Consider the following 18,279-nt stretch of genomic DNA (forward strand, 5'->3'; position numbering starts at 1 on the left):
GGTCCACCGACCCCTGTCGCAGACCGCGACATCCCCAGCAGTAGAAGGACAGATGACGGAGCAGAACGTGTCGGAGCAGCACGACGCCCTCGGTGACGAGGAGACGACGGTCGAGACCACGCCGGAGGCGGAGGACGCGACCCTCGTCCTCGACGAGGAGGCCGACGACGTCGAGGTCGACCTCGGCGACGACGCTGTCGACGCTGCCGACGACCTCGGCGAGGAGTCGGACGCCGACGCGGGGACCGCTGACGCGGACGCCGAGGAGGAGGACCCCCTCGAGCAGTTCCGCCGCGAGCTGTGGGCGAAGCCCGGCGACTGGTTCGTCGTGCACACCTACTCCGGCATGGAGAACCGGGTGAAGGCCAACCTGGAGAACCGCATCATCTCCCTCAACATGGAGGACTACATCCACGAGATCGTGGTCCCCACCGAGGAGGTCGCGGAGATCAAGAACGGCCAGCGCAAGCTGGTGCGCCGCACCGTGCTCCCCGGCTACGTCCTCGTCCGCATGGACCTGACCGACGAGTCGTGGGCCGCCGTGCGCCACACGCCGTCGGTGACCGGGTTCGTCGGCCACAGCAACCAGCCGGTGCCGCTGAGCCTCTCGGAGGTCGAGAGCATGCTCGCCCCGGCGGTCGAGGCCAAGGCCGCGGCCGACGCCCAGGCCGCGGGCATCCCCGCCGCCGCCGGCGCGCCGCAGACCAAGCGCCCCGTCGAGGTCGCCGACTTCGACGTGTCCGACTCGGTGATGGTGGTGGACGGCCCGTTCGCCACGCTCCACGCGACGATCACGGAGATCAACGCCGAGTCGCAGAGGGTCAAGGCCCTCGTCGAGATCTTCGGCCGGGAGACCCCGGTCGAGCTGAGCTTCAACCAGATCCAGAAGGTCTGACCGCAGGTCGGACCCGCTGGCTCCGGTCGGAGCCGCGACACCAGGTGGCAGAGGACGGCGCACGCGCCCGACTCGTCAAGACCACGAGAACAGGAAGAGGACCCAGGACATGCCTCCGAAGAAGAAGATCGCTGCACTCGTCAAGGTGCAGCTGCAGGCCGGCGCCGCGACGCCCGCCCCGCCGGTCGGTACCGCGCTCGGTCCGCACGGCGTCAACATCATGGAGTTCTGCAAGGCGTACAACGCCCAGACGGAGTCCATGCGCGGCAACGTGGTGCCCGTCGAGATCACGATCTACGAGGACCGCTCGTTCACCTTCGTCACCAAGACCCCGCCGGCCGCGGAGCTCATCAAGAAGGCCGCCGGCCTGAAGAAGGGCTCGAGCGTCCCGCACAAGGACAAGGTCGCGAACCTGACGAAGGACCAGGTCCGGGAGATCGCCACGACGAAGCTCCCCGACCTGAACGCGAACGACATCGACGCCGCGATCAAGATCGTCGAGGGGACCGCCCGCTCCATGGGCATCACCACCGACTGACCTCGCCCGTCGACCGGTCCCGACCGGTCACGAGCCCCCCATCGCACCTGTGGCAGAGCCGCGCTGGCTCGACGACCACACCTGGCAGGAAAGAGACCCAGACATGCAGCGCAGCAAGACCTACCGCGCAGCGGCCGAGGCGTTCGACAAGGACGAGCTCCACAGCCCGCTGCAGGCCATCACCCTCGCGAAGTCGGTGAGCAAGAAGAAGTTCGACGAGACCCTGGACGTCGTCATGCGTCTCGGCGTCGACCCCCGCAAGGCGGACCAGATGGTGCGCGGCACCGTCAACCTGCCCCACGGCACCGGCAAGACCGCCCGCGTCCTGGTGTTCGCGAACGCCGACAAGGCCGACGCCGCCCGTGAGGCCGGCGCCGACTTCGTCGGTGGCGACGAGCTGATCGAGAAGGTCAGCGGCGGCTGGACGGACTTCGACGCCGTCGTCGCGACGCCCGACATGATGGGCAAGGTCGGTCGCCTCGGCCGCGTGCTCGGCCCCCGTGGCCTCATGCCGAACCCGAAGACCGGCACCGTGACGCCCGACGTCGCGAAGGCCGTCACGGAGATCAAGGGCGGCAAGATCGAGTTCCGCGTCGACCGCCACTCGAACCTGCACTTCATCATCGGCAAGGCCTCGTTCTCCGAGTCGCAGCTGGCGGAGAACTACGCCGCGGCCCTCGAGGAGGTGCTGCGGCTCAAGCCGTCGGCCTCCAAGGGTCGCTACATCAAGAAGGTCACCGTCTCCACGACGATGGGCCCCGGCATCCAGGTCGACCCCAACCGCACCAAGTCGGTCGCGACCGACGAGGAGGCCTGAGCGCCCCGGCGCTCGCCGACACCGCACGCAGCACGCAGGCCCGTCCCGGTTCGCCGGGGCGGGCCTGCGTCGTACCCGGCCCCGTCGTCCCGCCCCGTCGTACCGACCCCGATTAGGTACGGCGGCGCCCGCGCCGTACAGTTCCCTCTTGCAACCAGAGACCGCCGGTCGTCGCGTCGTGCCCCCGGGCCCGGAGCGATCGAAGGTTCCGCAGCAGCGGACGACCAGCGCAGGTGCGGAGAGTGAGAACCGGTGCGCGAGCGCCGCTGCCCACGCCCCGAGCCTGCGCTCGGGGCGTTCGTCGTTCCGGGCCGGGCGACGGTCTCGACGACCGTAGTTCGGAAGGAGACCCATGGCGCGGCCAGAGAAGACTGCCGCCGTCGCGGAGATCGTTGAGTCCTTCAACGATGCCGCCGGCGCTGTGCTGACCGAGTACCGCGGTCTCACCGTGAAGGAGCTGCAGACCCTGCGGCGCTCCCTCGGCGAGAACGCCAACTACGCCGTGGTCAAGAACACGCTGGCCAAGATCGCCGCCAACGAGGTGGGCATCGACGGCTTCGACGACCTGCTGACCGGCCCGACCGCGATCGCCTTCATCAAGGGCGACGTCGTCGAGGCGGCCAAGGGTCTGCGTGACTTTGCCAAGGCGAACCCCGCCCTCGTCATCAAGGGCGGCGTCCTGGACGGCAAGCAGCTCGACGCTGCCGAGATCGCCAAGCTGGCCGACCTCGAGTCCCGTGAGGTGCTGCTGGCGAAGGTTGCCGGCGCGCTGACCGCGACGCTGTCCCAGGCGCTCTACGCGTTCAACGCCCTCCCCTCGCAGACCGCCCGGCTCGCCGCGGCCCTGCAGGAGAAGGCCGAGAACGACCCCACAGTCCTCGCAGGTGGTGCCGGTGAGCCGGCCGCAGCCGCTGCCGAGGAGTCCCCGGAGGAGCCCGTCACGGCGGACGCCACCGAGGACACCCCCGCCGAGGCCTGAGGCCGAGGCACCCCACCACCTGAGATAACCCGGTCCGTCGGTCGTCCGCCGCGGGCCTGAGAAGGAAGGAACGCCACCATGGCGAAGCTCAGCACCGACGAGCTCCTCGAGGCTTTCAAGGAGCTCACCCTCATCGAGCTCTCCGAGTTCGTGAAGCAGTTCGAGGAGACGTTCGGCGTCACCGCCGCCGCCCCGGTCGCCGTCGCGGCCGCTGCCGGCCCGGGCGCCCCCGCGGCCGAGGCCGAGGCCGAGAAGGACGAGTTCGACGTCGTCCTCGAGTCCGCGGGCGAGAAGAAGATCAACGTCATCAAGGAGGTGCGCGCCCTGACCTCCCTCGGCCTGAAGGAGGCCAAGGAGCTCGTGGAGTCGGCCCCCAAGGCCGTCCTCGAGGGCGCCAACAAGGAGACGGCCGAGAAGGCCAAGGAGGCCCTCGAGGGCGCCGGCGCCACGGTCACGCTCAAGTGACTCCTGCCCGGGTCGGTTGACCCGGGCCCGTCGGGACCTCGTCCCGGCACCAGCCGCGAGGGCGGCCACCCCCAGGGGTGGCCGCCCTCGTCGCGTCCGCGGACGGCCTCGACCCGTCGTGAGTGATGCGCGTAACATCGGGTGTCATCGGCAGTTGTCCACCCGGGTGGACCGGTCGCGACCGCGCGACGAGGGTGCCGTGGACCCGAACGCTGAGGGAGTGTCACGCATGGGTGTGGAGATCAAGGTCGACGGACTGACCAAGTCCTTCGGCAAGCAGGTCATCTGGCGCGACGTCAGCCTGACGGTCCCCGCCGGCGAGATCTGCGTGATGCTCGGCCCGTCGGGCACCGGGAAGTCGGTCTTCCTCAAGGCCCTCATCGGCCTGCTCAAGCCCGAGACGGGCTCGATCGTCATCGAGGGCACCGACATCGCCACCTGCTCGGAGAAGGACCTCTACGAGATCCGGAAGCTCTTCGGCGTGCTGTTCCAGGACGGCGCGATGTTCGGGTCGATGAACCTCTACGACAACGTCGCCTTCCCGCTGCGCGAGCACACCCGCAAGTCGGAGTCGGAGATCCGCGACATCGTCATGGAGAAGATGGACCTGGTGGGTCTCATCGGCGCCGAGGACAAGCTGCCCGGCGAGATCTCGGGCGGCATGCGCAAGCGTGCCGGCCTGGCCCGCGCGCTCGTGCTCGACCCGGAGATCGTCCTGTTCGACGAGCCCGACTCGGGCCTCGACCCGGTGCGCACCGCGTTCCTCAACCAGCTGATCGTGGACCTCAACGCCCAGATCGACGCGACCTTCCTCATCGTCACGCACGACATCAACACCGCCCGGACGGTCCCGGACAACATCGGGCTGCTCTACCACAAGCACCTGGCGATGTTCGGCCCCCGCGAGATGCTGCTGAGCTCGGAGGAGCCGGTGGTGCGCCAGTTCCTCAACGCGCAGCGCGTCGGGCCCATCGGCATGTCGGAGGAGAAGGACGCGGGCGAGCTCGCGGCCGAGGCCGGCCAGGAGCTGCCGCCCCTGCCGCCGATCCCGCTGCAGCTCGAGCCGTCGAACGGCATCCCGCGGCGCAGCCAGCGCGAGCCCGGGTCGTGGCTGCGCGAGCACGGCCTGACCGCCCCGCCGGGCTCGTTCGAGAGCCAGTCGGCGGCGCTCGCGCGCTGAGCCTGCCGGCCCCGTGCGGCCGGGGAGCCCGTCGTACGGCGGGTTGTCTTGACGCCTCCGCGCCACGGGGGTCATGATCCGCGGCGACGTCGGGCTGCCGGCGGCGCCTGGTGCGCCGTGTCTTGCGCGCCCTTGACGAACAGGGTAAGTTTGCGCTTTGCGCCTGCCCTCATATGCCGATCGCCTGCCCGGTGGCTGATCGAGTGGTCGGCCGGCGCCACCCTTCCGTGATTACCCCGAAGGAATGGTCTTGGCCGCGAGCAACCACGCTGGTAACAACCCCCGTCGCATCTCTTTCGCGAAGATCAGCGAGCCGCTGGAAGTCCCCCAGCTGCTCGACCTGCAGATCAAGAGCTTCCAGTGGCTGATCGGTGACGAGGGCTGGGAGGAGCAGGTCCAGGCCCGGCTCGACGCCGGCGAGGACGTCTCGCCCAAGTCGGGTCTCGAGGAGATCTTCGAGGAGATCTCTCCCATCGAGGACTTCTCCGAGACGATGTCGCTCTCGTTCGAGAACCCGGTGTTCGTCGACCCGAAGTACACCGAGGACGAGTGCAAGGAGAAGGACTTCACCTACTCCCGGCCGCTCTACGTCTCGGCCGAGTTCACCAACAACGAGACCGGTGAGATCAAGGGCCAGACGGTCTTCATGGGCGACTTCCCCATGATGACCCGCAAGGGCACCTTCATCATCAACGGCACCGAGCGCGTCGTGGTCTCCCAGCTCGTCCGCTCCCCGGGCGTCTACTTCGAGCGCACCGCCGACAAGACCTCGGACAAGGACATCTACACGTCCAAGGTCATCCCCTCGCGCGGTGCCTGGCTCGAGTTCGAGATCGACAAGCGCGACATGGTCGGCGTCCGCCTCGACCGCAAGCGCAAGCAGAACGTCACGGTCCTCCTCAAGGCGCTCGGCTGGACGAACGAGCAGATCCGCGAGGAGTTCGGCCAGTACGAGTCGATGATGCTGACCCTGGAGAAGGACAACACCACCAACCAGGACGACGCGCTCCTCGACATCTACCGCAAGCTGCGCCCGGGCGAGCCGCCGACGCGCGAGGCCGCGCAGACGCTGCTGAACAACTACTACTTCAACCCGAAGCGCTACGACCTGGCGAAGGTCGGCCGCTACAAGATCAACAAGAAGCTGGGTGTCGGCCAGGCCTTCGACCAGCAGACGCTGACGATCGACGACATCGTCGCCACGGTCCGCTACCTCGTGCAGCTGCACGAGGCCGGCGTGCCGCAGGAGGCCCCCGACTTCACCGACGCCACCGGGCAGGTCGTCGTCGGTCCGGACGAGAAGCCGGTCAAGGTCTCCGCGGACGACATCGACCACTTCGGCAACCGCCGCATGCGCGCCGTGGGCGAGCTGATCCAGAACCAGCTCCGCACCGGTCTGGCCCGCATGGAGCGCGTCGTGCGCGAGCGCATGACGACGCAGGACGTCGAGGCGATCACGCCGCAGTCGCTCATCAACATCCGGCCGGTCGTGGCGGCGCTGAAGGAGTTCTTCGGCACCTCGCAGCTGAGCCAGTTCATGGACCAGACCAACCCGATCGCGGGCCTGACGCACAAGCGTCGCCTCTCCGCGCTCGGCCCGGGTGGTCTCTCGCGCGACCGCGCCGGCATGGAGGTCCGCGACGTCCACCACAGCCACTACGGCCGCATGTGCCCGATCGAGACGCCGGAGGGCCCGAACATCGGCCTCATCGGCTCGCTCGCGTCGTTCGGCCGCATCAACCCGTTCGGGTTCGTGGAGACGCCGTACCGCAAGGTCGTCGAGGGTCAGGTCACCGACCAGATCGACTACCTGACGGCCGACGACGAGGACCGCTACGTCATCGCGCAGGCGAACGCCCCGCTCGACGACGACATGCGCTTCGTCGAGGAGCGCGTCCTGGTCCGCCAGAAGAACGGTGAGGTCGACGCGATCCTCGCCGACGAGGTGGACTACATGGACGTCTCGCCGCGCCAGATGGTGTCGGTCGCGACGGCGCTCATCCCGTTCCTCGAGCACGACGACGCCAACCGCGCGCTCATGGGCGCCAACATGCAGCGCCAGGCCGTGCCGCTCATCCGCAGCGACTCGCCGTTCGTCGGCACGGGCATGGAGCTGCGTGCCGCGGTCGACGCCGGCGACGTCGTCGTCGCCGAGAACGCGGGTGTCGTCAAGGACGTCTCCGCGGACTCCGTGGAGACGATGAACGACGACGGCACGTACTCGACGTACCGCCTCGCGAAGTTCAAGCGCTCGAACCAGGGCACGTGCATCAACCAGCGCCCGCTCGTCAACGAGGGCGACCGCGTGGAGGTCGGCACGCCGATCGCGGACGGTCCCTGCACCGACGACGCCGAGATGGCGCTGGGCGCGAACCTGCTCGTCGCGTTCATGCCGTGGCAGGGCCACAACTACGAGGACGCGATCATCCTCAGCCAGCGCCTCGTGCAGGAGGACATGCTCACCTCGATCCACATCGAGGAGCACGAGGTCGACGCCCGCGACACCAAGCTCGGCCCCGAGGACATCACGCGGGACATCCCGAACGTGTCCGAGGAGATGCTGGCCGACCTCGACGAGCGCGGCATCATCCGCATCGGCGCCGAGGTCACGACCGGTGACATCCTCGTCGGCAAGGTGACGCCCAAGGGCGAGACCGAGCTGACCCCCGAGGAGCGCCTGCTCCGCGCGATCTTCGGCGAGAAGGCGCGCGAGGTGCGCGACACCTCGATGAAGGTGCCGCACGGCGAGTCCGGCACGGTCATCGGCGTCCGCGTCTTCGACCGCGAGGAGGGCGACGAGCTGCCCCCGGGCGTGAACCAGCTGGTCCGCGTCTACGTGGCGCAGAAGCGCAAGATCTCCGTGGGTGACAAGCTCGCCGGCCGTCACGGCAACAAGGGCGTCATCGCGAAGATCCTGCCGATCGAGGACATGCCGTTCATGGAGGACGGCACGCCGGTCGACGTCGTGCTCAACCCCCTGGGTGTGCCGCGACGCATGAACATCGGCCAGATCCTCGAGCTGCACCTGGGCTGGCTCGCCAAGCAGGGCTGGGACCTGAACCTCTCGGGCGACCCGGACTCCGCCGACTGGAAGCAGCGCCTGATCTCGATCGGCGCCGACCAGGCGAACCCGAACTCGAAGGTCGCGACGCCGGTCTTCGACGGTGCGCGCGAGGACGAGATCACGGGCCTGCTGGGCGCGACGATCCCGAACCGCGACGGCGTCCGCATGATCGACTCCACCGGCAAGGCCAACCTGTTCGACGGCCGTTCCGGTGAGCCGTTCCCGGCGCCCGTGTCGGTGGGCTACATGTACATCCTCAAGCTCCACCACCTGGTCGACGACAAGATCCACGCGCGCAGCACGGGTCCGTACTCGATGATCACGCAGCAGCCGCTGGGCGGTAAGGCCCAGTTCGGTGGCCAGCGCTTCGGCGAGATGGAGGTGTGGGCCATGGAGGCGTACGGCGCGGCCTACGCCCTCCAGGAGCTGCTCACCATCAAGTCCGACGACGTGCCGGGCCGCGTGAAGGTGTACGAGGCGATCGTCAAGGGCGAGAACATCCCCGACTCGGGCATCCCGGAGTCGTTCAAGGTGCTCGTCAAGGAGATGCAGTCCCTCTGCCTCAACGTCGAGGTGCTCAGCCAGGACGGCTCGATGATCGAGCTCCGCGACGCGGAGGAGGACGTCTTCCGCGCCGCCGAGGAGCTCGGCATCGACCTGTCGCGGCGCGAGCCCAGCTCGGTCGAGGAAGTCTGAGGTGCGGCCGGGGCGCGTCGTACGGCGCGCCCCGGCCCCCTCGGTCAAGTCGTGATCGCACAGAACTAACGAAGGACAACCCAACGTGCTCGACGTGAACTTCTTCGACCAGCTCCGCATCGGGCTGGCCAGCCCGGACGACATCCGTGCCTGGAGCCACGGTGAGGTCAAGAAGCCCGAGACCATCAACTACCGCACGCTCAAGCCGGAGCGTGACGGCCTCTTCTGCGAGAAGATCTTCGGTCCCACCCGGGACTGGGAGTGCTACTGCGGCAAGTACAAGCGGGTCCGCTTCAAGGGCATCATCTGCGAGCGCTGCGGCGTCGAGGTGACGCGCTCGAAGGTGCGCCGCGAGCGGATGGGCCACATCGAGCTCGCCGCCCCGGTGACCCACATCTGGTACTTCAAGGGTGTTCCCAGCCGGCTCGGCTACCTGCTCGACCTCGCCCCGAAGGACCTCGAGAAGGTCATCTACTTCGCGGCGTACATGATCACCTCCGTCGACGAGGAGGCGCGTCACCGCGACCTGTCCTCGCTCGAGGGCAAGGTCTCCCAGCAGCGCGAGCTGCTCGAGAAGCGCCGCGACACCTCGGTCGAGGACCGCGCGCGCAAGCTCGAGGAGGACCTGGCGGCCCTCGAGGCCGAGGGTGCCAAGGCCGACGCCAAGCGCAAGGTGCGCGACGGCGCCGAGCGGGAGATGAAGCAGCTGCGCGACCGCGCGCAGCGCGAGATCGACCGCCTCAACGAGGTGTGGGACACCTTCAAGAGCCTCAAGGTCCAGGACCTCATGGGCGACGAGATGCTCTACCGCGAGATGAAGTCGTGGTTCGGCAAGTACTTCGAGGGCTTCATGGGCGCCGCCGCCATCCAGCGCCGCCTCGCGGACTTCGACATCGAGGCCGAGGTCGAGTCGCTGCGCGACACGATCGCCAACGGCAAGGGCGCCAAGAAGGTCCGTGCGCTCAAGCGCCTCAAGGTCGTCGACGCGTTCCGCAAGACGGGCAACCAGCCGGTCGGCATGGTCCTCGACGCCGTCCCGGTGATCCCGCCGGAGCTGCGCCCGATGGTGCAGCTCGACGGTGGTCGCTTCGCGACGTCGGACCTGAACGACCTGTACCGCCGCGTCATCAACCGCAACAACCGGCTCAAGCGCCTGCTCGACCTCGGCGCGCCGGAGATCATCGTCAACAACGAGAAGCGGATGCTGCAGGAGGCCGTGGACTCGCTGTTCGACAACGGTCGCCGTGGTCGTCCGGTGACGGGCCCGGGCAACCGGCCGCTGAAGTCGATCTCCGACATGCTCAAGGGCAAGCAGGGTCGTTTCCGCCAGAACCTGCTCGGCAAGCGCGTCGACTACTCGGGCCGCTCGGTCATCGTGTCGGGCCCGCAGCTGAAGCTGCACCAGTGCGGTCTGCCGAAGCAGATGGCGCTGGAGCTCTTCAAGCCGTTCGTGATGAAGCGCCTCGTGGACCTGTCCCACGCGCAGAACATCAAGTCGGCCAAGCGGATGGTGGAGCGCGCCACGTCGGGCGCCCGCTACGCCGTGGTCTGGGACGTGCTGGAGGAGGTCATCACCGAGCACCCGGTGCTGCTCAACCGCGCACCCACGCTGCACCGCCTCGGCATCCAGGCCTTCGAGCCGCAGCTGATCGAGGGCAAGGCCATCCAGATCCACCCGCTCGTGTGCGGCGCGTTCAACGCCGACTTCGACGGTGACCAGATGGCCGTGCACCTGCCGCTGTCCGCGGAGGCGCAGGCCGAGGCCCGCATCCTCATGCTGTCGACGAACAACATCCTCAAGCCGTCGGACGGCCGTCCCGTGACGATGCCGTCGCAGGACATGATCATCGGCCTCTTCTGGCTGACGACCGACCGCGAGGGCGAGCCCGGCGAGGGTCGTGCGTTCCGCACGCCGTCCGAGGCGATCATGGCGTTCGACCGCGGCGAGATCACCCTGCAGAGCAAGGTCACGATCCGTTTCGACGACGTCGTGCCGCCGCTCGGCGAGGAGGTCGAGGGCTTCGAGCCGGGCCGGACCGTCGCGCTGACGACGACCCTGGGCCGCGCAATCTTCAACGACACGCTCCCGGGCGACTACCCCTTCGTGAACTACGAGGTGGGCAAGAAGCAGCTGGGCGCGATCGTCAACGACCTGGCCGAGCGCTACAGCAAGGTCGAGGTCGCGGCGTCCCTGGACGCCCTGAAGGACACCGGCTTCCACTGGGCGACCCGCTCGGGCGTGACCGTCTCGATCGACGACGTCACGACCCCGGACGCCGAGAAGGCCGAGATCCTCAAGGGTTCCGAGGCGCTCGCGGAGAAGATCCAGAAGCAGTACGAGCGTGGTCTGATCACCGACGACGAGCGTCGCCAGGAGCTCATCGAGATCTGGACGCAGGCGGCCGACAAGGTCGGTTCGGCGATGGAGAAGAACTTCGACCGGGCCAACCCCATCTACATGATGGTCGACTCGGGCGCCTCCGGGAACATGAACCAGATCCGTCAGGTGGCGGCCATGCGAGGTCTCGTGGCCAACCCGAAGGGCGAGATCATCCCGCGGCCGATCAAGTCCAACTTCCGCGAGGGCCTGACGGTCCTGGAGTACTTCATCGCCACCCACGGTGCCCGCAAGGGTCTGGCCGACACCGCGCTGCGGACGGCCGACTCGGGCTACCTGACGCGTCGTCTCGTCGACGTGTCGCAGGACGTCATCATCCGTGAGGACGACTGCGGCACCGAGCGTGGTCTGCCCAAGCAGATCGGCGAGCGCGGCGAGGACGGCGTCGTCCGCAAGGCGGAGAACGTGGAGACCGCGGCGTACGCCCGCTCCGCGTCGACCGAGATCACCCACCCCGAGACCGGCGAGGTGCTGGTCGAGGCGGGCGGCGACCTCGGCGACGTCAAGATCGCGCAGCTCGTCGAGGCCGGCATCGAGGAGGTCCGGGTCCGCTCGGTGCTCACCTGCGAGGCGGCCACCGGCACCTGCGCGAAGTGCTACGGCCGCTCGCTGGCGACCGGCAAGCTCGTGGACATCGGCGAGGCGGTCGGCATCATCGCCGCCCAGTCGATCGGCGAGCCCGGCACGCAGCTGACGATGCGTACCTTCCACACGGGTGGTGTGGCCTCGGCCGACGACATCACGCAGGGTCTGCCCCGCGTGGTCGAGCTGTTCGAGGCGCGCTCGCCCAAGGGTCGTTCGCCGATCGCCGAGGCCGCCGGCCGCGTGCGCATCGACGACACGGACAAGGCGCGCACGGTGGTCGTCACGCCGGACGACGGCTCCGAGGAGCAGGAGTACCCGGTCTCGAAGCGCCTGCGCCTCCTGGTCGCCGACGGCGACCACGTGGAGGTCGGCCAGAAGCTGACGCTGGGCACGGAGGACCCGCAGGACGTCCTGCGCATCCTCGGCGTGCGTGCCGCGCAGAAGCACCTGGTGGACGAGGTCCAGCGCGTGTACCGCAGCCAGGGCGTGGCGATCCACGACAAGCACATCGAGATCATCGTGCGGCAGATGCTGCGTCGCGTGACGGTCATCGAGTCGGGCGACACCCACCTGCTGCCCTCCGACCTCGTCGACCGCGTGCGGTTCGAGACGGAGAACCGGCGCGTGGTGTCCGAGGGCGGCAAGCCGGCCTCGGGTCGTCCGGTGCTGATGGGCATCACGAAGGCCTCGCTCGCCACCGAGTCGTGGCTCTCGGCGGCCTCCTTCCAGGAGACCACCCGGGTGCTCACGGACGCGGCGATCAACGGTCGCTCCGACAGCCTGCGCGGCCTGAAGGAGAACGTGATCATCGGCAAGCTGATCCCGGCGGGCACCGGTCTCGAGCGGTACCGCAACGTGCGGGTGGAGCCCACGGAGGAGGCCCGCGCGGCGGCGTACTCGGTCCAGGGCTACGACTCCTACGACTACGAGTTCGGCAACACGGGTGGCGGCCAGGCCGTCGCTCTGGACGACTTCGACTTCGGGTCCTACCAGGCCTGATCGACGCGTCAGACCGACCGGCCCGTCCCCGCAGCACGCGGGGGCGGGCCGGTCCGCGTCCGGGGGCTGCGTGGGAGGATGGGCCGGTGACGCAGACCCTCCCGGAGCAGACCGACGTGCTCGTCGTCGGCGCCGGCCCCGCCGGATCGGCGGCCGCCACGTGGGCCGCGCGCCACGGGCTCGACGTCGTGCTCCTCGACGCCGCCACCTTCCCCCGCGACAAGACCTGCGGCGACGGCCTGACGCCGCGCGCGGTGGGGGAGCTGGAGCGCCTGGGCCTGGGCGACTGGCTGCGCACCCACCCCGTCAACCTCGGCCTGCGCGCGCACGGCTTCGGGCAGACGCTGCTGCTGCCGTGGCCGGGCGGCTCGTTGCCGAACTGGGGCTCCGCGGTCCCGCGCACCGAGCTCGACGACCGGATCCGCGCCCTCGCCGTCACGGCGGGCGCGGTGGCCGTCGACGGCGCCCGCGCGGTCGGGGTACGGCGCGCCGCGGGCGACCGCGGGGCCGTCACCGCCGTGGTGGTCGAGCGGGCGGGGGAGGACGGCACCCCGCAGCGGGCCGAGATCCGCTGCCGCCGCCTCGTCGTCGCCGACGGCGTGCGCTCGCCGCTGGGCAAGCAGCTGGGCCGGGAGTGGCACCGCGACACGGTCTACGGCGTCGCGGGCCGCTCGTACGTCTCCTCGGCCACGCACGCCGACGACCCGTGGATCAGCTCGCACCTCGAGCTGCGCGGTGCGGACGGCGAGGTGCTGTCGGGCTACGGCTGGATCTTCCCGCTCGGCGACGGCGAGGTGAACCTCGGTGCCGGCACCCTGGCGACCGCGAAGCGGCCGGCCGACGTGGCCATCCGCCCCCTCATGGGCCTGTACGCCGACCAGCAGCGCGCGGCGTTCGGCCTCGGCGAGGAGCTGCGGATGCCGGCCTCGGCCCTTCTTCCGATGGGTGGCGCCGTCAGCGGCGTGTCCGGTCCGAACTGGGCGCTCGTCGGCGACGCCGCGGCGTGCGTGAACCCCCTCAACGGCGAGGGCATCGACTACGGGCTCGAGACCGGCCGCATGGTCGCGGACCTGCTCGCCCAGGGCACGCACCGGGACCTCACCGACGTGTGGCGCGAGCAGCTGGTGGGGCACTACGGCGAGTCGTTCTCCGTGGCCCGCCGCCTGGCCGGGCTCGTCACCGTCCCCGGGCTCCTCGCCCGCCTCGGACCCGTCGGCATGCGCTCGCGCCTCGGCATGACGCTCGCCCTGCGGTGGATGGGCAACCTCGTCGACGACGAGGACCGCGATCTCGCCGCACGCCTGTGGCGCGGGGCCGGTCGGCTGTCGATGGCCCGGGACGCCCGGGCCCCGTTCGCCTGACGCGGGCCCCACCGATCCGCGCCGGCCCTCCCGCCGAACCACCACCGTGCCTGCCGAGCTGACCTACCGCGCGACGACCGTCGCCGCCCGCGCCGCGTTCCGCGCGCTGCGCCTCGACGTGCACTGCGAGGGCGCCGAGCTCGTGCCGCGCGAGGGTCCCGCCATCCTCGTGGCGAACCACGCGTCGTACCTCGACTTCCTGTTCCTCGGGGTGCCGGCCCACGAGCGGGGCCGCCGTCCCCGGTTCCTGTGCCGCGAGGTCATGTGGCACACGCCGGCGGCGTGGCCGCTGGACCGCATGGGGCACGTGCCGGTCGACCGCGACGCCCCCGCGGCGGCGTACCTGCGGGCGCGCGAGCTGCTGCGCCGCGGGGAGGTCGTGGGCCTGTTCCCGGAGGCCGGGATCTCGTACTCCTACACGGTGCGCGGGCTCATGCGCGGCGCCGCGGCCCTGGCCCGCGACACCGGCGCGCCCCTCGTCGTGGGCGGCCTGTGGGGGGCGCAGCGGATCTGGACCGTCGGTCGCACGCCGTGGGGTGCCGAGCCGCCGCCGGACTTCAGCCGGCGCGGTCGACGTGTCGACATCCGGCTCGACACCACGCTCCGCGTCGCGCCCGACGCCGACCTCACGGCCACGACGGTCGACCTGGGCCACCGGCTCACCGCGGTGCTCGAGGAGCTGCAGACCCGGCCCCACCACCGGCCGCGGCCGGGGGAGCACGCGCCGTGGTACCCCGCCCACCTCGGCGGGGACGCCCTCACCCCCGAGCAGGCGCGGGAGCTCGACCTGCTGCCGCGGAGCGCGGTGCGCCCGGTGTGGCGTCCGCGGGGCTGAGCCCCTCGCCGGCCGGTACGGCGGGCAGCACCCGCGGCCGGGCGCGCAGCTCGCGCGCCGACCCGACGGGGTCGACGAACCAGCGCAGCGCGCGGACCGCCGGGGGAGTGGCGAGCCCGATCGCCACCGCCGTGCCCAGCACGACGCCCGCCAGGAGCGCCGGGCCGGCGTCGAGGTCGGCGAGGAGCTCGTCGTACTGGACCGCCTGCACCACCAGCGTGTGGGCGAGGTAGACGGTCATCGACCGGGCGCCGAGGGCCGTGAACCACCGCTGCCCGGTCGGCACGAGCGCCAGCACGGCGAGGGCGCCGGCGAACGACAGCGCGAGGAGCATCGCGCGCGTCGCCACCCCGGCGGAGAAGTCGACGCCCAGCTCGGCGTAGGCGTGGTCGTTGAAGAGCCACTCGGTGCCGGCCCAGCGGTCGAGGTGCGCCGTCGCCGCCCAGACGCCGAGCAGCGCGAGCACGGCGAGCACCCGGGCGAGCGGCTGGTGGAGGCGCTCCAGCCACTCCCGACGCGCGTGGAGGCCGACGACGAAGAACGGCAGGAACTGCAGCACGCGCTCCAGCGCGAGCACGTCGAGGCTCCAGGCGGGGGCGGTCAGCGCCACGACCACCGAGGCCGGGACGACGAGCGGGTGGGCGCGCAGCAGCGGCGTCGCCAGGCGCCACACGACCAGGGCGGCGAGGAACCACATCGCCCAGAACGGCTCCAGCAGCAGCCGCTCCTCCGTGCCCTCACCCGTGTGCGCCCGGCGCAGCCCCCACAGCAGCAGCGAGAACACGACGTACGGGACCACCATGGTCGTGAGGAGGGAGCCGAGGTGGCGGCGCGTCCACCCGGCGCGGCGCGAGAGGTAGCCCGTGACGAGCAGGAACGCCGGCATGTGCACGACGTAGAGCGCGTCGTAGAGGTGGTCGCGGAACGGGTCCGGCACCGTCAGGACGGCCAGGACGTGCCCGACCACCACGGAGGTGACGAGCAGCATCTTGGCGTTGTCGAGCCAGGGGTCCCGGGAAGCGGACATCCCTCGAACATAACGGGGGCGCTCCACGGACCCCACCCGGTGTGGGAGGCCTCACGGCGGCCCTCCGGGGCTGGTCGGGGCCGCGCCGGGGGCCCCGTTAGGTTGGGGTGGTGAGCTCCCTCCCCCGTCGCCAGCGCGTCGCCGCCTACGCGGTGATCGTGCGCGACGGGCACGTCCTGCTGAGCCGGCTGGCGCCGCGCGTGACGAAGGACGAGCTGTGGACGCTGCCCGGCGGCGGCCTCGACCACGGCGAGGACCCGCGCGACGCGGTGGTGCGCGAGGTGCACGAGGAGACGGGGCTGCGGGCCGAGGTCGGGGACGTCGCCCGGGTCTACTCCGCCCACCTGCCCGGCGCGTGGCGCGAGGGCCGCCGGGTCGACGCGCACGCGCTGCGGATCGTGTACGCCGGCCGGGTGCCCCCGGACTCGCCGGAGCCGCGCGTCGTCGAGGTCGACGGCTCGACGGTCGAGGCGGCGTGGGTGCCCCTGGCCGCGGTCCGGGCGGGCGAGGTGCCCGTCGTACCGATGGTGACGGAGGCGCTGGCGGACCTGCTGCCGCAGCGGCGCCAACGCGTGGGCGCGTACGCCGTGGTGCGGCGCGGCGGGCCGCAGGACCCCTCGGGTCGCTCGCGCGACGAGGTGCTGCTGACCCGCAACTCGGTCCGCGGACCGCACCCGGGGCAGTGGGCGCTGCCGGGCGGCGGTGTCGAGCACGGCGAGCCGCCGACAGTGACGGTCGCCCGCGAGGTGCGCGAGGAGACCGGCGTCGAGGTCGAGGTCGGCAACGTGCTCGGCGTGCACGACACCCACTTCGTCGGCACGGCGCCGAACGGGGCGACGGAGGACTTCCACGGCGTGCACCTGCTCTACGCCGCGCGCGCGGTCGACGACGCCGTCGAGCCGCGCGTGCTCGACGAGGGCGGCACGACGGACGCCGCGGCCTGGCACGCGGTCGAGGACGTGCTCTCCGGCGCGGTCGACGTGCGCGACACCGTGCGCTACGCACTGGGGCTGTAGGGCGGATCGCCCACGGCGGTGCCGCTGCCCCGGGGTGTGACGCCCGCTACGTTGGGCGCATGGCCGAGAGCTCCCGCGAGACCGTCTTCACCTACGCCGCCCCGAGCCTGAAGTTCGGGTCCGGCGCCTCCGCCGAGATCGGGCACGACCTGCGCGCGTACGGCGTGCGCCGCGTCCTGCTCGTGACCGACCCCGGGGTCGAGGCCACCGGGCACCCCGCCCGGATCGCGGAGCAGATCACCTCCGCCACCGGCGCCGAGGTGGTCGTCTTCGCCCGCGCCCGGGTCGAGCCGACGGACGCGTCGATGATCGAGGCGGTCGAGTTCGGCCGCGCCGAGGGCCCGTTCGACGCCGTCGTCGCGGTCGGCGGGGGCTCGGCCATCGACACCGCGAAGGCCGTCAACCTGCTCGTGACGAACCCGGGCGACCTCATGGACTACGTCAACGCGCCGGTCGGCCGCGGCCAGGCGCCCGAGCACCCGCTGCTGCCGCTCGTCGCCGTGCCGACGACGACCGGCACGGGCGCGGAGTCCACGACGATCTGCGTGCTCGACGTGCTGGCGCTCGAGGTGAAGACGGGCATCAGCCACGCGCGGCTGCGCCCCACGATGGCGGTGGTCGACCCCGACCTAACGCTGACGCAGCCGGCGATGGTGACGGCGAGCGCGGGGATGGACATCCTCTGCCACGCGCTGGAGAGCTACACGGCCCGCTGGTACGCCGACTACCCGGCCAAGCAGGCCGAGCAGCGCGTGCCCTACTGCGGGTCGAACCCGATCTCGGACGCCTGGAGCGAGAAGGCGCTGTCGATGCTCGCCGGCTCGTTCCGCGGCGCCGTCAACGCGGCCCGGGCCGGCGACGACCCGAGCGAGGCACGCACGGTGCGCGAGCAGATGGCGATGGCCGCGACGTTCGCCGGTCTCGGGTTCGGCAACGCCGGCGTGCACATCCCGCACGCCTGCGCCTACCCGGTCGCGGGCCGCGTCCGCGACTACCGCCCCGAGGGCTACGCGGTGCTCGACGGCGACGACGCGCCGATCGTGCCGCACGGCATGGCGGTGTCGCTGACCGCGCCCGAGGCCTTCCGGTTCACCTTCGACGCCAGCCCGACCCGGCACCTCAAGGCCGCCCGGCTACTCGACCCGCAGGGCGCCGTCGCCGCGACGGAGGGCCCCGACCTGCTGCCCGCCGTCGTCGCCACCCTCATGCGCGACATCGGCATCCCCAACGGGCTCGGCGCGGTCGGGTACGGCGCGGGCGACGTCGACGGGCTCGTCGAGGGCGCCTGGGCCCAGCAGCGGCTGCTCGCCACCGCGCCCCGCGACGTCACGCCGGAGGACCTGGCGGGCGTGATCGGCGCGTCGCTCGAGCACTGGTGAGCAGCGCGGCCGCCTGAGCGCGGGGGCTCAGGCGGCCGCGTGGAG

At 71.0% G+C, this 18,279-nt stretch carries 13 protein-coding genes; 12 read left to right on the forward strand and 1 reads right to left on the reverse strand.

Going from position 1 to position 18,279, the window contains the following annotated elements; all coding sequences use genetic code 11:
- Positions 1–52 precede the first annotated feature (52 nt).
- The 10 genes from nusG (at position 53) to INN71_RS00845 (ending at position 14,812) form a co-directional block, all read left to right on the forward strand.
- Positions 53–895 carry a transcription termination/antitermination protein NusG gene (gene nusG, locus INN71_RS00800; RefSeq protein ID WP_277497351.1) on the forward strand — a complete coding sequence of 281 codons (843 nt, stop codon included), beginning with the start codon at positions 53–55 and terminating at the stop codon, positions 893–895.
- Between the two features lie 109 nt (positions 896–1,004).
- Complete coding sequence (gene rplK, locus INN71_RS00805; protein WP_277497350.1) at positions 1,005–1,433, forward strand: 50S ribosomal protein L11; 429 nt, start codon at positions 1,005–1,007, stop codon at positions 1,431–1,433.
- A 103-nt stretch (positions 1,434–1,536) separates the two neighbouring features.
- Positions 1,537–2,250, forward strand: a complete 714-nt coding sequence (gene rplA, locus INN71_RS00810) for a 50S ribosomal protein L1 (RefSeq protein WP_277497349.1) — start codon at positions 1,537–1,539, stop codon at positions 2,248–2,250.
- Positions 2,251–2,602: 352 nt separating this feature from the next.
- Positions 2,603–3,229: a 50S ribosomal protein L10 gene (gene rplJ, locus INN71_RS00815; RefSeq protein ID WP_277497348.1), complete on the forward strand. Its 627-nt coding sequence runs from the start codon at positions 2,603–2,605 to the stop codon at positions 3,227–3,229.
- A 78-nt stretch (positions 3,230–3,307) separates the two neighbouring features.
- Positions 3,308–3,694, forward strand: coding sequence for a 50S ribosomal protein L7/L12 (gene rplL, locus INN71_RS00820; RefSeq protein ID WP_277497347.1), 387 nt, complete (start codon positions 3,308–3,310; stop codon positions 3,692–3,694).
- Between the two features lie 229 nt (positions 3,695–3,923).
- A complete protein-coding gene (locus tag INN71_RS00825) occupies positions 3,924–4,874 on the forward strand; it encodes an ABC transporter ATP-binding protein (protein ID WP_277497346.1) in 951 nt (316 codons plus the stop codon).
- A gap of 244 nt (positions 4,875–5,118) precedes the next feature.
- Positions 5,119–8,634, forward strand: a complete 3,516-nt coding sequence (gene rpoB / locus INN71_RS00830; protein ID WP_301799223.1) for a DNA-directed RNA polymerase subunit beta — start codon at positions 5,119–5,121, stop codon at positions 8,632–8,634.
- Between the two features lie 85 nt (positions 8,635–8,719).
- A complete protein-coding gene (locus INN71_RS00835) occupies positions 8,720–12,616 on the forward strand; it encodes a DNA-directed RNA polymerase subunit beta' (protein WP_277497344.1) in 3,897 nt (1,298 codons plus the stop codon).
- An 86-nt stretch (positions 12,617–12,702) separates the two neighbouring features.
- A complete protein-coding gene (locus INN71_RS00840; protein ID WP_277497343.1) occupies positions 12,703–13,977 on the forward strand; it encodes a geranylgeranyl reductase family protein in 1,275 nt (424 codons plus the stop codon).
- A gap of 46 nt (positions 13,978–14,023) precedes the next feature.
- Positions 14,024–14,812, forward strand: coding sequence for a 1-acyl-sn-glycerol-3-phosphate acyltransferase (locus INN71_RS00845; RefSeq protein WP_277497342.1), 789 nt, complete (start codon positions 14,024–14,026; stop codon positions 14,810–14,812).
- Here the strand turns inward: INN71_RS00845 and INN71_RS00850 are convergent.
- On the reverse strand, positions 14,736–15,839 hold the full coding sequence (locus INN71_RS00850; protein ID WP_277497341.1) for an acyltransferase family protein: 1,104 nt from the start codon (positions 15,837–15,839) through the stop codon (positions 14,736–14,738). The two genes, INN71_RS00845 and INN71_RS00850, sit on opposite strands and share 77 nt — an antisense overlap.
- 110 nt (positions 15,840–15,949) lie before the next feature.
- Here INN71_RS00850 and INN71_RS00855 point away from each other — a divergent pair, with 110 nt between their 5' ends.
- Positions 15,950–16,855 (forward strand): NUDIX domain-containing protein, encoded by a 906-nt coding sequence (locus tag INN71_RS00855; protein ID WP_277497340.1) that lies wholly within the window; start codon positions 15,950–15,952, stop codon positions 16,853–16,855.
- Positions 16,856–16,914: 59 nt separating this feature from the next.
- Positions 16,915–18,234 (forward strand): hydroxyacid-oxoacid transhydrogenase, encoded by a 1,320-nt coding sequence (locus INN71_RS00860; protein WP_277497339.1) that lies wholly within the window; start codon positions 16,915–16,917, stop codon positions 18,232–18,234.
- Positions 18,235–18,279 lie beyond the last annotated feature (45 nt).

It is taken from the genome of Nocardioides sp. ChNu-153 (genome assembly GCF_030466625.1).
Taxonomy (GTDB): Bacteria; Actinomycetota; Actinomycetes; order Propionibacteriales; family Nocardioidaceae; genus Nocardioides.